This window comes from Paenibacillus sp. FSL R5-0887, assembly GCF_038002305.1.
Lineage (GTDB): Bacteria > Bacillota > Bacilli > Paenibacillales > Paenibacillaceae > Paenibacillus_AQ > Paenibacillus_AQ odorifer.
This window is the reverse complement of sequence record NZ_JBBOCE010000001.1, coordinates 3,833,055-3,846,591: the sequence shown is the minus strand read 5'-3', so window position 1 is coordinate 3,846,591 and position 13,537 is coordinate 3,833,055. Positions and strand designations below refer to the sequence as shown.

Annotated in this window: 8 protein-coding genes; 5 read left to right on the top strand and 3 right to left on the bottom strand. The window is 45.3% G+C overall.

Annotation, left to right across the window (positions count from 1 at the left end; translation table 11 throughout):
- Positions 1-66 precede the first annotated feature (66 nt).
- Positions 67-948, bottom strand: a complete 882-nt coding sequence (locus tag MKY14_RS17155) for an AraC family transcriptional regulator (RefSeq protein ID WP_076128032.1) — start codon at positions 946-948, stop codon at positions 67-69.
- A 159-nt stretch (positions 949-1,107) separates the two neighbouring features.
- Here MKY14_RS17155 and MKY14_RS17150 point away from each other — a divergent pair, with 159 nt between their 5' ends.
- The 3 genes from MKY14_RS17150 to MKY14_RS17140 all read left to right on the top strand — a co-directional run bounded on the left by MKY14_RS17150 (position 1,108) and on the right by MKY14_RS17140 (position 6,172).
- The gene (locus MKY14_RS17150; RefSeq protein WP_445669874.1) at positions 1,108-2,508 is read left to right on the top strand and encodes an MATE family efflux transporter; all 1,401 of its coding nucleotides are present in this window, start codon (positions 1,108-1,110) and stop codon (positions 2,506-2,508) included.
- Between the two features lie 1,811 nt (positions 2,509-4,319).
- Positions 4,320-5,030, top strand: coding sequence for a hypothetical protein (locus tag MKY14_RS17145; protein WP_179087024.1), 711 nt, complete (start codon positions 4,320-4,322; stop codon positions 5,028-5,030).
- A 131-nt stretch (positions 5,031-5,161) separates the two neighbouring features.
- Positions 5,162-6,172, top strand: a complete 1,011-nt coding sequence (locus MKY14_RS17140) for a ketoacyl-ACP synthase III (RefSeq protein ID WP_076128027.1) — start codon at positions 5,162-5,164, stop codon at positions 6,170-6,172.
- A 124-nt stretch (positions 6,173-6,296) separates the two neighbouring features.
- Here MKY14_RS17140 and MKY14_RS17135 read toward each other — a convergent pair whose 3' ends face one another.
- Positions 6,297-7,316: a LacI family DNA-binding transcriptional regulator gene (locus MKY14_RS17135; protein WP_076128026.1), complete on the bottom strand. Its 1,020-nt coding sequence runs from the start codon at positions 7,314-7,316 to the stop codon at positions 6,297-6,299.
- Positions 7,317-7,622: 306 nt separating this feature from the next.
- Between MKY14_RS17135 and MKY14_RS17130 the strand changes: the two genes are divergently transcribed.
- Both MKY14_RS17130 and MKY14_RS17125 read left to right on the top strand, forming a co-directional pair.
- Positions 7,623-8,759 (top strand): S-layer homology domain-containing protein, encoded by a 1,137-nt coding sequence (locus MKY14_RS17130; protein ID WP_340976946.1) that lies wholly within the window; start codon positions 7,623-7,625, stop codon positions 8,757-8,759.
- A 211-nt stretch (positions 8,760-8,970) separates the two neighbouring features.
- A complete protein-coding gene (locus tag MKY14_RS17125) occupies positions 8,971-12,810 on the top strand; it encodes a carbohydrate binding domain-containing protein (protein ID WP_340976945.1) in 3,840 nt (1,279 codons plus the stop codon).
- A 72-nt stretch (positions 12,811-12,882) separates the two neighbouring features.
- Here MKY14_RS17125 and MKY14_RS17120 read toward each other — a convergent pair whose 3' ends face one another.
- A complete protein-coding gene (locus MKY14_RS17120) occupies positions 12,883-13,440 on the bottom strand; it encodes a GbsR/MarR family transcriptional regulator (protein WP_036685364.1) in 558 nt (185 codons plus the stop codon).
- Between the last annotated feature and the right edge of the window lie 97 nt (positions 13,441-13,537).

The window sequence follows — 13,537 nt, the reverse complement described above, 5'->3', positions numbered from 1 at the left end:
AAGGGATGTTCCTTAAGCCAAATGGGGGGAGCATCCCTTTTTTTGTGTTCTTTAACGTACTCAGATTTACGAGAAACGTTGGCGAAATTCCCGTGGAGTGGTTCCTTCTATTCGAATAAAGCTGGAGCTGAAGTAAGGGGCCTGATTGAAGCCAACTTCCTCGGCTATACGGGCAATCGTGTAGCTAGTCTGCATCAGCAAAAGTTTACTTTGCTGAATTCGATAATGCAGCAGATATTCCATCGGCGCACAGCCGTATTCCTTCTTCATGCAACGAGCGATATATACAGGGTGAAAGCTTAGACTTTCCCCGAGCTGCTGCGCAGTGATATGCTCACGAAAATGGCTGCGTAAATAGGAGGCCGCTTGCTCTGCACATATTTTGGAGGGCGAGGGGCGCTCATGGCTGAGGGAGGCGGATAACTGCTGAATAACCTCCTGAAACAACAGCTGCTGCTGAAATGGAGTATCGCTTAAATGGGAATTAGGCACAAGCTGATTCAGCTGCGAGAGCAGCTCTTCCATCTTGGACGGCTGTAGCAGAGTTGTATATTGAGGCAAGCGTAAGCTAAACGGCCGGATATCAAATTCGTCAGATTGCAGGGAGTTCTCTATTTTGACGTTGTCTTTCTCAAGCGTAGCAGTCGTATCCTCGGTCATATTCCAGTCGCCCACCGTTTGAAAATGCAGCCAATAATAAGAGGTGGATTCCTTGCAGCTATCCGTACTGAAATGATGGCTGTCTGGACGAAGTAAGAGCGCCTGACCTGCTTTTACTTGAAAAGGGAGACCGCCTTCACTCATATATAAACAGCCTTGTTTAACTACAAGCAAATCGAACACCCGGGTATTATGGCGGCTCATATGATAATGGCCGGGGGAGAAAGTATGGAATCCGCTTACAATGTAGTACAGCAACGGAGGAACGGTGAAGTTCAAGATGTTCATGTCAGAGGCTCCTTTTTGTGAGGTTGGAATAATGTAATAATTGGTTTGAAATCTGTACCATCATCCAAAGTATATCATCTATAATTTAGTCTGACCTAATGAATAAAGATGTTATTTTTTAGGCTAAGTCTGTAGGCATGGTTTACGAGGAGGGTTTGTATAGTGAAAAAAGAAAGACAGGGTTTTGGGCTCTGGGTATTGGCTTGGCCTATATTTATAGAGGTATTTCTACAGACTCTGCTGGGTACGGTAGATACATTAATGGTCAGCCGTATCTCTGATGATGCAGTCGCCGTAGTCGGCATTTCCAATCAATTGTTCGGTGCATTGACCACACTTTTTACAACATTTGCGGGTGGAGCGGGGATTCTGATCGCACAGAGAATGGGCTCCAAACGTTTTGGTGAAGCGCGCACGATTGCTATTATGGGGGTAACGGTTAGCCTCGTGTTGGGGATTGTCGTGAGTATTGTATTGTTTTTCTATGCGGGCCCTATTGGTGGGGTTCTAAATATAGCACCTGAGCTATTGTCACTTTCCAATGTCTATATCTCCTACGTCGGCGGTGGACTTTTTATGGTAGGGATGATCGCTTCCCTCGGTACCGCTATCCGGAACACAGGGAATACCAAAGGGCCGATGTACACAGGGATTATAATCAATGTCATCCATATAATTCTGAACTATATTTTTATATTTGGTGTATTCGGTCTGCCACAGCTAGGCCTTGCGGGCATCGCGATCTCCAGTATTGTCAGTAGACTGGTCGGAGTGATTATTCTCTACTCCTTATTCCGGCGTTCTTTCGAGATCAAGGTTAGACTTAGAGATTTCCGTATATTCAATGGCAAGCTGTTCAAGCAAATTCTGAAGATTGCCTGGCCTCTCGGGATCAATTCTTCCTGTTGGGTATTCTCCCAGCTTATTGTGTATTCCTTTCTGGCTGCACTTGGAGCCGAAGCGTTAGCAGCACGCACGTATCTTAACACCCTGGAGTCCTTTTGCTTCACGCTTGGTTATGCTTTTGCGCTGGCGGGGCAGATACAGATTGCTCATTTATTCGGAGCAGGCAAACTGAAAGAAGCTTACCGCAGTGCATATCGTACACTCTTCATTGGTTTGAGCATTGTGTCAGCTAACATGCTGTTACTATTCCTGTTCGGAAAACAACTGCTCGCTTATTTCACATCTGATCCGAAAATTATTGCGATCGGGGTTTCTTTGTTAGCTCTAAATCTATTGCTCCAGCCCTCCAAAATGCTGAATATGGCCCTCGGCAACGCGCTGAATGCCATCGGGGATACGGTTTATACGATGTATACTTCCATCGTGTCTATGTCCCTCATTGGCGTGGGCTGCTCCTATTGGTTAGGAATCAGCTTCGGCTGGGGACTCATAGGAATCTATAGTTGTATGATAGCCGACGAATTGGTGAGAGGTTTGCTTGTTTTGGCGCGCTGGAGGGGGCGAAAGGTTCTCCGACAAGCGGACACCGGCTTGAGTGAAGAGAATGCTTCACTACATGGAGCGGGGAAAAGAAGCGCCTCGTTAACCACATAAGCGGGACTCTATAAGCCCAGCTTGATGGGCAATGGAGTGGTTTTAGAGTCAGATGTTGTTTGTGGAGTAGTGTTTTTGTTTCGGCAGTAGGGTGGTAGTAGTGCTGCAGTAGTGCGATAGTAGGGCGGTTGCGGGAGGCGGTAGTAAGGCGGTTGCGGGAGGCGGTAGTAAGGCGGTTGCGGGAGGCGCGGTAGTTAGGGCGGTTGCGGGCAGGCGGTAGGTAGGGCGGTTGCTGGAGGGATGACGTTGTGCTTTCGGACTCAGATGCAGTTATTTGCTAATTTAGAGCCTTTTCCGGTTAGTTTCGGACTGGAGGGGCGCTATTCCTCGTGAAATGGCTAATGTAGGGGTAATTTTGCGGCAATAGTGACACTGGAGTCCGATAGCTTATGAAAAGAGACGTTTGTGCGGAAATAACGGCTCTGGAGTCCGAAAGCGACTTTGAAAGCCCAAGTAACACCGTGCACCCAAGCGACAACGAGCACTTCAAGTAACATTAAGCATCCCGAGTAACGTCGAGCACTTCAAGTAACTTTGAACATCCCGAGTAACGTCGAGCACTCCAAGTAACTTTGAACATCCCGAGTAACGTCGAGCACTTCAAGTAACTTTGATCATCCCGAGTAACGTCGAGCACTCCAAGTAACATTAAGCATCCCGAGTAACGTCGAGCACTCCAAGTAACTTTGAACATCCCGAGTAACATCGAGCACTTCAAGTAACATAGAGCAACTCTGTGGCTTAAAAATTGATTAGTTTAGGGGCAGTAGGGCGGTTGCGGGAGGTCTGGCGTTGTGCTTTCGGACTCAACTGCCGCTATTTGCTAATTTAGAGCCTTTTCCGGTTAGTTTCGGACTGGAGGGGCGCTATTCCTCGTGAAATGGCTCATAATGGGTCGTTTTTCACCAATAGTAACTCTGGTGTCCGATAGCTCATGAAAAGAGGCGTTTGTGCGGAAATAACGGCTCTGAGGTCCGAAAGCAACTTTGAAAGTCCAAGTAACATCGTGCACCCAAGCGACAACGAGCACTTCGAGTAACATTAAGCATCCCGAGTAACGTCGAGCACTTCAAGTAACTTTGATCATCCCGAGTAACGTCGAGCACTTCAAGTAACTTTGAACATCCCGAGTAACGGCGAGCACTGCAAGTAACTTTGATCATCCCGAGTAACATCGAGCACTTCAAGTAACATAGAGCAACTCTGTGGCTTAAAAATTGATTAGTTTAGGGGCAGTAGGGCGGTTGCGGGAGGTCTGGCGTTGTGCTTTCGGACTCAGATGCAGTTATTTGCTAATTTAGAGCCTTTTCCGGTTAGTTTCGGACTGGAGGGGCGCTATTCCTCGTGAAATGGCTCATAATGGGGTGATTTTGCGGCAATAGTGACCCTGGAGTCCGATAGCTTATGAAAAGAGACGTTTGTGCGGAAATAACGGCTCTGGAGTCCGAAAGCGACTTTGAAAGTCCAAGTAACACCGTGCACCCAAGCGACAACTAGCACTTCGAGTAACATTAAGCATCCAGAGTAACGTCGAGCACTTCAAGTAACACCGTGCACCCAAGCGACAACGAGCACTCCAAGTAACATCAAATTTGCTGATGTTTTTTTGAAAGAGGTTACTTCATGAGTAGAAATGATTACTTCTGTGAGGGCCTCTTTTTTATGCGCGTATAAAGTTTAAGTTTGACGGTCCTCAAATTTGATTATTCATTCATATAGAGTTTGATTCTATGATATAAATGAGGTAGCCTTTATAGAATGGGTAGCCGTTATATAAATACATGTTAGTGAAGGGTTTGAGGGAAATGTTGTTGTCAAAATGGAGAGGGTTTTCGCTACTAGGGCTGCTCTTAATGCTTGTACTATTATCAGGCTGTTCTAAAGGAACAGCGCATGTCACAGTGAATAAGAATGGAAGCGTAGATTTTGCAGTGAATATGAAAGTGAATTCGCGGGCAGAAGCGTTGATTAGCGGAAAAATGGAAGATGCTCTGGTAAACAAACTTAAAGATCAGGGGATTGAGCTAGAGAAAAGCCAAGATGGAAAATCTACAGTCTATGAATTCATGAAATCTTATGCCTCTTTTGAGGAAATGAAAGCACTCTCTGGTGACTTAGATATTGTGGACCTGAAATTAGATACCAAAGATTATTGGTTTTATACCAAATATGATGTTGAGGCGAAGCCTAAATTAAATAGTTACATAGACACCATAATGGATAATATGGGATCGCTCAGCTTATCGAAGCCGATTATTCGGGCGTTTTTGCAAAACATGGCTTTTGACTTTAAATTAACGTTACCTGTGGATTTATATGGAGACAATAATGCAAATGTGGAGGACGGCAGAACCCTTACTTGGAATGTTACACTAGCGGATACAGAGCCAATTCAAATGCAGGTTTATGTGCCTAATGTATGGAATATCGTGATTGTGCTTATCATTTTAGTGGTGGTTATTGTAACTGCGATTATATTGTTTATCAGAAAAAGAAAGCAGCGTAATAGAAAACGGTTCTAAGTGGGTTCGTAAGGTTTCGGAAGTGCCGGGAAGCTAGGATGCTTTACCGGCCTTCTTTACTTTTTAGCAGGCACAGAGTTATAATTAGTACCAAGTACTAATATCAGATACTAATTGAAGAGGTGATTGGAATGACAGGTGCAAAAATTACCGCTATCGGAACCTATGTCCCAGCTAAAAGACTGACTAATGCCGATCTGGAACAGATCGTAGATACAAATAATGAATGGATTGTGCAACGGACCGGAATCCGTGAGCGTCGAATTAGTCGGCAGGATGAGTATACAAGTGATTTATGTGCAGCGGCTGTGCAGGATCTTATGACTCGTTATGGAAAAAGCGTTCAGGATGTCGATATGGTCCTGGTAGCTACGAGCACACCTGACTTTTCCTTTCCCTCAGTAGCTTCTTTGATTCAAAATCGCTTTAACATTCCACAGACTGCGGGTGCTATGGATTTGAGCGCAGCATGCGCGGGTTTTGTCTATGCACTGCATACTGCTCACAGTTATGTGGCTTCAGGAATGCATCGCAAGGTACTGGTTATTGGTGCGGATACGATCTCCAAGATTACGGATTATACTGACCGCAGTACATGTATTCTTTTTGGGGATGGAGCGGGAGCTGTACTTGTGGAAAGTGATGAGCAGTCGACGGGATTTTTAGGCTTCCAGCTGGCAAGTGATGGCGGTGGGGCACATCATGTTTACCGTACGGGGCTTGCCCATACTGTAAACAATATTGAGCTGGTAGATACACAAATGCTGGTACAGAACGGACGTGAAGTGTTTCGCTGGGCGGTCAGAACGGTTCCTTTAGGTGTGCAACAACTGCTTGAAAAAGCGGAGGTAACTCTGGAGGAAGTAGACTGGTTTATTCCACACAGCGCTAATATGCGCATGATTGAGCCAATTTGTGAGCGATTAAATTATCCGCTGGAGCAGGTGCTGCACAGTCTTGTGAATTTCGGCAATACTTCTGCTGCCACGATTCCTTTAGCACTCGATTTGGGCATCCGCGAGGGTAAAGTACAAAATGGACAAAAGATCCTGATGTATGGTTTTGGTGCCGGATTGACCCAGGCTGGACAATTGATTGAGTTGAATTTGGATCATCAGGTAGGGATACCTACTCCATATTAAGAGGTGGAATTTGGCGAGTTAATGTCCAATGAATGTTTATAACGAAACGTTTCGGTTAATCAATAAAAAGACAACGCCGTTTGCGGAAACCCGCTTACATTGGCTGTTGTCTTTTTTTTGTTGATTACTGAGTATTTAATTGACTGCCACAGGATTCACGTACAATAAGCACAGGCTCCACTACAAACGATCCACCGCCAGACTGATTGTTAATCAAGTCATAGAGCATATGGGCAGCGAGGATGCCAAGCCGTTCTTTGTTCTGGCGGATGGTCGACAGTTTTGGACTGGTATATTTACAGGCTTCAATGTCGTCACAACCGATAATGGCAATATCTTCAGGAACGCTGAGGCCGTGTTCTTTCAAAGCCCGGATGGCTCCCAGAGCCAGCAAATCAGAAGCCGCAAAAATGGCTTTTGGTAAATTTCCGGCTTGAATTAATTGCTGCATAGCCGTATAACCGCTGGGCTCAAAGAAATCGTCGCCATGAACAAACCACTGACGGTTCAAAGTGAGGCCAAAACTTTCAATAGCTTTGACATATCCGGATTCCCGCAGGTTAGAAATATCTGAATCCGCTGCACTTCCGATAAATCCAAGCTCTCTATAGCCAAGTAGATAAAAATGCTCCACGACCTTGGAAGAAACCTGAAAGTTATCTGACATCACAAAGCCGGATTTTTTGCCCTTTAGCTCAAGGTCGACCCCGATACAAGGAATACTGCTCATATCCAGATCGCGGATGGTAGGCTCCATCTTTTGCCCGGAAATAATGACACATCCATCCACATTAAAATGAACAGATCGAGCGAAATAATCGCCGCTGCTGATGAATTTCTCGTTGGAAAAGAAAATGAGATCGTAGCCCAGAACGCCCATCTGCTTTTTAAAGGAATTTAGCACTTCTACGAAAAAGGGATGGGTAAATTCGACATTAAGCTCGCCAGCAAAAATAACCCCGATCAGATTCGACTTCTTAGTTGCGAGTGTCTTGGCGGAGTTGGAAGGTGAATATCCGGTTTGTTCGATGATCTCCAAAACTCTTTGCTTGGTTTTTTCGGAAACATCGCTGTAATTGTTCATAATTTTCGAAACAGTCGAGACAGAAACGCCGGCCATTTCGGCAATCATTTTGATATTCATAGTTAATATAGCCACCCTCCGCTAAATAGTTGAAATTTGAGAAAAAGACTGTTCTAGAGCGGTTATTTGCGAGTTATTATGAATAGGGTGAATGAAAATTCAATTATTTTCAGTCTATTATTATTGCCGAAACAAGTCAAATATATATTTCACTATGCAGATTTATTCCAAAATAATCTATGTAAAAAAATTCAAAATTACATCTTTACAAAAATAGAAAACTAAGCAACAATAGCATTGTCGAAACCGATTTCGATTTTTCGCTTGAATTACGAATATTACGAAATTCGAGGAGTGATGTTTAGGATGAAAAGGAATTTCACAGCGGCGCTTGCTGCTATGCTCCTTGTCACCGGGCTGCTATCACCGGTTGTGAGCATGAATGCTTCAGCGGCAGAGGCGTTAAAGGAAAACTCACCTGATTCAGCAGCAACGAAAGTGGAAAATGAACCAATCAATGGATTGAAAGCGTTTACTGATGTATCTCCAAGTCATTGGGCCGCAGGCCCATTACAGCGTTGGAGCGCAAATGGGATCATAAGCGGATATGACGACGGGTCGTTTCGTCCGGGTAAGGAAGTCACGAAGGCGGAATTCGCAGCTATTATGAATCGTATATTTAATTATCAGGAGCAATCGGATAAGGTTCCCGCTGATGTCCAGGCTACAGACTGGTATAAAAATGATATAGCCAAAGGGATTGCAGCTGGATATTTAAGCAGTGATCAGAAGAACAATATTTATCCTTCAAAAGCACTTTCGCGCGCTGAGGCGGCGTTAGCCTTGGAGAAAGTGTTTCGTTTCAATGCAGACAAAAGCAGTACAGCAGCATTCACCGATCTGAACGGAGTCAGCGATGAAACCGCAAAAGCAATAGCTGTTCTATCGAGTGCAGGTTTTGTAAAAGGATATCCTGGAGGTTTGTTTAAGCCAGATGGTGGGATCACCCGTGCAGAGTTAGCTCTGTTGGCTGATCGAATGGTTTCGGGACTCCTCCTGAAATCAGGAGAGACTTCACTAGGAACAGTTAAGGGCAATGTAGTCATAAATCGGGCTGATGTGATTCTTAAAGACACGGTCATCCAAGGTAATCTTTATCTAACCGAGGGGGTAGCTGACGGGAATGCAAAGCTTGAAGGTGTAAAGGTAACAGGGACTACTTTTGTACGCGGGGGCGGCGAGCAAAGTATCGGCTTACACCATACTTCTCTTGGACTGCTTCAAGTAGCCAAGCCTAATGGTAAGGTTCGGATTTATGCCAACGGGTCAACAGCTGTGGGTACAGTGCAGCGCTATCTGGGGCAATCTTGGAAGAAAGCAGCGATCTTACCGGGGCAGGGTTTGGGGATGTTGAGATGGATGTCGTTCCTCACAATATTTTGCTTCGCGGAACATTTGGAGCGGTTCGTTCGGCAGACTCAGCAGTCAGCGGTTCTTTGTTAAGAATCCTTGGAACTGTCGGCGACCTTACTCTGGGAAGTCCGACCCAATTAACATTGGAGAACAATTCACAAGTGGCGGCACTAATCCTATCTGCGAGCGCTGGAGGTACAACAATTCAAGGCGCGGAAGCGTAACCACAATAGATAACAAAGCCGATGGAGTAACGATTGGCGGTGTAGCATTAAAAAAAGGAAACACTGGCAAAACAACATTGCCAATAGCAAGCTCAGCGCCAAGCAGTTCGGGGAATGTAGGTCCAATATCGACACCAAACTCCACACCTGAAGCAACGGCGACACCTACGGCAACTGCTACGCCAATCGAAACACCAACACCAACCGAAACACCGACACCAACAGCCACACCGACACCAACAGCCACACCAACACCAACACCAACCGAAACACCGACACCAACAGCCACACCGACACCAACACCAACACCAACACCAACACCAACACCAACCGAAACGCCAACACCAACAGCCACACCAACGCCAACGCCAACACCAACACCAACGCCAACACCCACAGCCACGCCAACAGCCACGCCAACACCAACCACTGATCCGTGGACACTGGTGTGGGGGGATGAGTTTGATGATGGAGAGATTGATGCTACAAAGTGGACCTATGACCTTGGAGATGGTTCGCAATACAACAATCCAGGTTGGGGAAACAATGAGAAGCAGTGGTATACCAACGATGAGAAGAATGTAAAGGAACAGGACGGTAACCTGATTATTACGGCCCACAAAGAAGAAAAAGCTGGCAAACAATATACTTCTACACGGATTAAGACTAAAGGGTTGTTTAGTAAAAAATATGGCAAATTTGAAATTCGGGCCAAAGCACCTACTGGAAAAGGGTACTGGCCGGCGATCTGGATGCTGCCGGAGAACGATGTGTACGGGACTTGGGCTGCTTCCGGTGAGCTTGATATTATGGAAGGCTGGGGCAGTCGTCCAGACACGGTAGCGGGGACGATTCATTACGGCGGTATGGCGCCGAACAATGTATACTCCGGCAAAGAGTATGTATTTCCGGATAACGCTACGATTGAGCAGTTCCATACGTACTCTATTGAGTGGGAGCCGGGCGAAATTCGCTGGTATGTGGATGGTGAATTATATTCGACCAAAAATGACTGGTACAGCATCAGCAATGGGCAGCCTGCCAATAATGTGTATCCAGCGCCGTTTAATCAGAAGTTCCATTTGCTGATGAATCTGGCCGTAGGCGGTAACTTTGATGGTGATCCGACTAGCGAAACCGTATTTCCAAAATCGATGGAGATTGATTACGTTAGAGTCTACGAGCTGACAGGTCGTGAGTACCGCGAGCCTATTCCAGTTACACTGGAGAAGGAGGCCTATCCAGAAGGCTCCAAGCTTGCACTGGCAGACGGCAACATGGTCTATAACAACAATTATTCGGAGCAGGTGCCGGGGGATGGCGGTATGGGAATCCCGAATACCGCACATTGGGCACTTTATAAAGAAGCGGGTGCTGAAGCTACGGTTTCTACCGTTCCTATTGGGGAGCGCAATTATGTGAAGGTAGATATCAGCAGTGGCGGCGGGAATTTTTATTCGATTCAACCCCAAGCTATCGTATCTATAGCTAAAGGCAGGTTCTATAAACTCAGCTTCGATGCCAAAACCGATATGTCCCGCAGTATGAGCGTCCGGTTAACAGGTGGAGAATCTCGTGGATTTGCAGCGTATTCTCCATCGCTTAAGGTAGATCTAACTTCAGCGATGACGCATTACGAAACGATGTTTCAAATGAAGGAGAACTCAGATATTGCTGCACGCGTCGAGTTCAACGTGGGTACCAATACTTCACCGGTATGGTTTGGTAATGTCAGATTAGAAGAGATTGAGAATATTCAATTCCCGCATGATAGTGCGAAGGAACCGCTGCCCAACGGTAATCATCTGTACAATGGTACTTTCGATATTGGGGAACCCAATCGGATGAGTTATTGGCATACGGAAGCAGCTGGTGGTGCAACGGTAGAATCAAGCGTTAATGACAATGGCCAGTTAAAGCTGCAGATTGGCGGCAGTGAAAATGGTGAGGTTCGGTTACTTCAGAAGGGAATTCAGCTCATTCAAGGGCAGGACTACGAGGTTACCTTCAATGCTTCAGTCTCCTCTGCACGCACAGGAACGGTCCAACTACTAGGAAAAGACGGCAGTGTACAGGCAGAACAACCGGTTAGCTTAAGCGAAGGTGAGCAAAAAATTAAAGCCACCTTTATCAATCTTAGAGGTGCAACCGATCATGAAGGACAATTCGTATTACTGTTAAACGGAGCTGTGGATACAGTCGTTCTGGATAACTTCCAGATGATACGTACTAGCTTCTATTTTGATCCATCGCTAATATATTACCCGCTCCTGAATGGTGAATTTAACTTTGGGTTTAGCGCCTGGGATCGCCTGTTGACAGAGCAGGGTGGTCAGAGCAGCGCTACGGTTGCAGATGGAGCAGCAAAATTTAGCATTACGAATACCGGCAGTCAGGCGTATTCTGTAATGTTGTTTCAGAACAACTTGAAAGCTGCTGCTGGAATGGATTATGTGGTTGAATTTGATGCCAGTTCAACCGTAATCCGCAAAATCGGGGTGAACGTAGAAAATGGTACGTATCAGGCCTCATTCAGCAATATTGTGGAGGTAACGCCGGAGACGAATCATTACAGATTCGAATTCCGGCAAGGCAGCAAGGATACATTGTCTCTTAAATTCCTGCTTGGGAAGGTTGAGGGGATTAGTATTCCTCAAAACCATGATATTATCATTGACAATGTGAAATTTGAGATCAAAAATGCACCGGCCAAACCGCAGGAGCTGCTAAGCGACAGCAGCAATAACAGAGTTTCGCAGCCGATTGAGCTTACTTTTATCGATAATGAAAATTGGCGGAATCAAATCATGGCGGTAAAGGTTAACGGTACAACACTTAATGCAGAGCAGTACACTATTGAACCGGGGAAAATCACAATTGAAGCAGCAGTATTTCCGGCAGAAGGAAGTTATACCATTACTGTTGAGGCTGAACATTATGTTACTGCAACTGTCGCGCAGACTATTCTAGCTAATGATAACACTCTAGTTATCAATGGTTCGTTTGGCAGCGATAAGACGGGCTGGACTACATGGTCCGGAGAAGGTGGCGTCTCCGCGTTTAATGTGAAGGATGGCGTAGCTGAAATTCTGATTACGTCGGCCGGATGGGAGGTGTGGCATACACAATTTTTCCAAGAGGGTATTCCACTGGAGGGCGGAAAAACGTATGAGGTGAGTTTCAAAGCGAAATCAACGGTTCCGCGCCAAATTGTGTTAGAATACTCCAATACTTCAGCTGCTTCCGCGCAAGCTAAGTTTGATATTCATGCGGATTGGGCTACTTATACAGCACAATTTACGGTGTCGAACAGCAACCCGCTGAAGCTTAATTATCTGATCGGTAAAACGCTGGGCGCTGATCCTGCGGCTAACAATACGCCGCATACGATTTCTTTTGACGATATTGTGGTCAGGGAGGTACAAGGGGGTCCACCAGTAATACCGCCAAGCGGTACGCTGGATAATGGAACCTTCGATGTAGATGCAACGGGCTGGAGCCAGTATTTTGACGGAATCGGATCTGCTTCTGTTCAAGAGGGGGAATTTGCTATCAACTTAACAGGTACCGGGCAAGCCCCTTATAGCGCACAGGTGGATTACGAAAATCTCAAGCTCGTTCAGGGAAAAACGTACACCTTGAAGTTTAAAGCTCGTTCTACAGTAAACCGCAATATTCAGGTAGCTGTGGAGCATAAAGGCGGGGACTACACCAAATATATGGAAGCTGAGCTTGTAGCCTTGACCCAGAATATGGACGAATACAGCTACACTTTTACAATGAATGGGGCAACAGACGCTGGTGTTCATCTGGTGTTTTTGCTAGGGCTTATAGATGGGAATAGTACGGAGACGAATAGTGAAATTAGCGCGGGCAGTACAATTTATTTGGATGATGTAAGCTTGATCGAAGGGTAAACGAAAAAAACGGCAGTGTTTTCCTTTTACAGGAGCACTGTCGTTTTTTTGTGTGTTTTTTGTGGGTTTGATTTAAGTTTCTTTAGGGATAAATTCAAAAATTTTGCCACTCTCAAAAGATTCTATTAGTTTCAGCAACCAGCGGTAGTAGTTAATGGATTCAGTTATTTTTTCTTCATCTGTATTTAAGAGCTGCATAAGTTTACTATCGTCACTATACTCTTTTTTCATATCGTTAATTTCTGCAAGTGATTTCGCTAGTGAGATCATATTACCTTCGACGGCTTTTCTCCATTTAATAGAGAAGTAATCACTGAAGTTCTGATGCCAGTCAGGCACAGTGGTGAACAAGTCTTTGCGCGTCCCTCTCCCCCATACTTTGTCGATCATTTTCAGATCTAGAAGGGTACGGACTCCCGTACTCATGGACGTTTTACTCATTCCCATTGTTTTGCTGAGCTCATCCAGTGTCACTGGACCTTGATTGAAGTACATATAACCGTATAAATGTCCAATAGACAAGGTAATGCCATACAGATCCATGTTTTTGCCGATAGAATCGATCACACGTTCACGGGCTTTACTAATCTTCTCTATTTGTTCGGGCGTAAGCCCTTCTAAATCGTTCATGATGTCCCTCCTGAGGAATAGGTCGATAGACTGCAACCTTATACAATGTATTGTAATCAAATCCCCCTCCATAAGTAAAGAATTCATGAATAAAGGA

Excerpts from the sequence above, each read along its gene's own strand:
- MKY14_RS17155 (WP_076128032.1), bottom strand. The coding sequence starts at position 948 with ATGAACATCTTGAACTTCACCGTTCCTCCGTTGCTGTACTACATTGTA.
- MKY14_RS17140 (WP_076128027.1), top strand. The coding sequence starts at position 5,162 with ATGACAGGTGCAAAAATTACCGCTATCGGAACCTATGTCCCAGCTAAA.
- MKY14_RS17135 (WP_076128026.1), bottom strand. The coding sequence starts at position 7,316 with ATGAATATCAAAATGATTGCCGAAATGGCCGGCGTTTCTGTCTCGACT.
- MKY14_RS17130 (WP_340976946.1), top strand. The coding sequence starts at position 7,623 with ATGAAAAGGAATTTCACAGCGGCGCTTGCTGCTATGCTCCTTGTCACC.
- MKY14_RS17120 (WP_036685364.1), bottom strand. The coding sequence starts at position 13,440 with ATGAACGATTTAGAAGGGCTTACGCCCGAACAAATAGAGAAGATTAGT.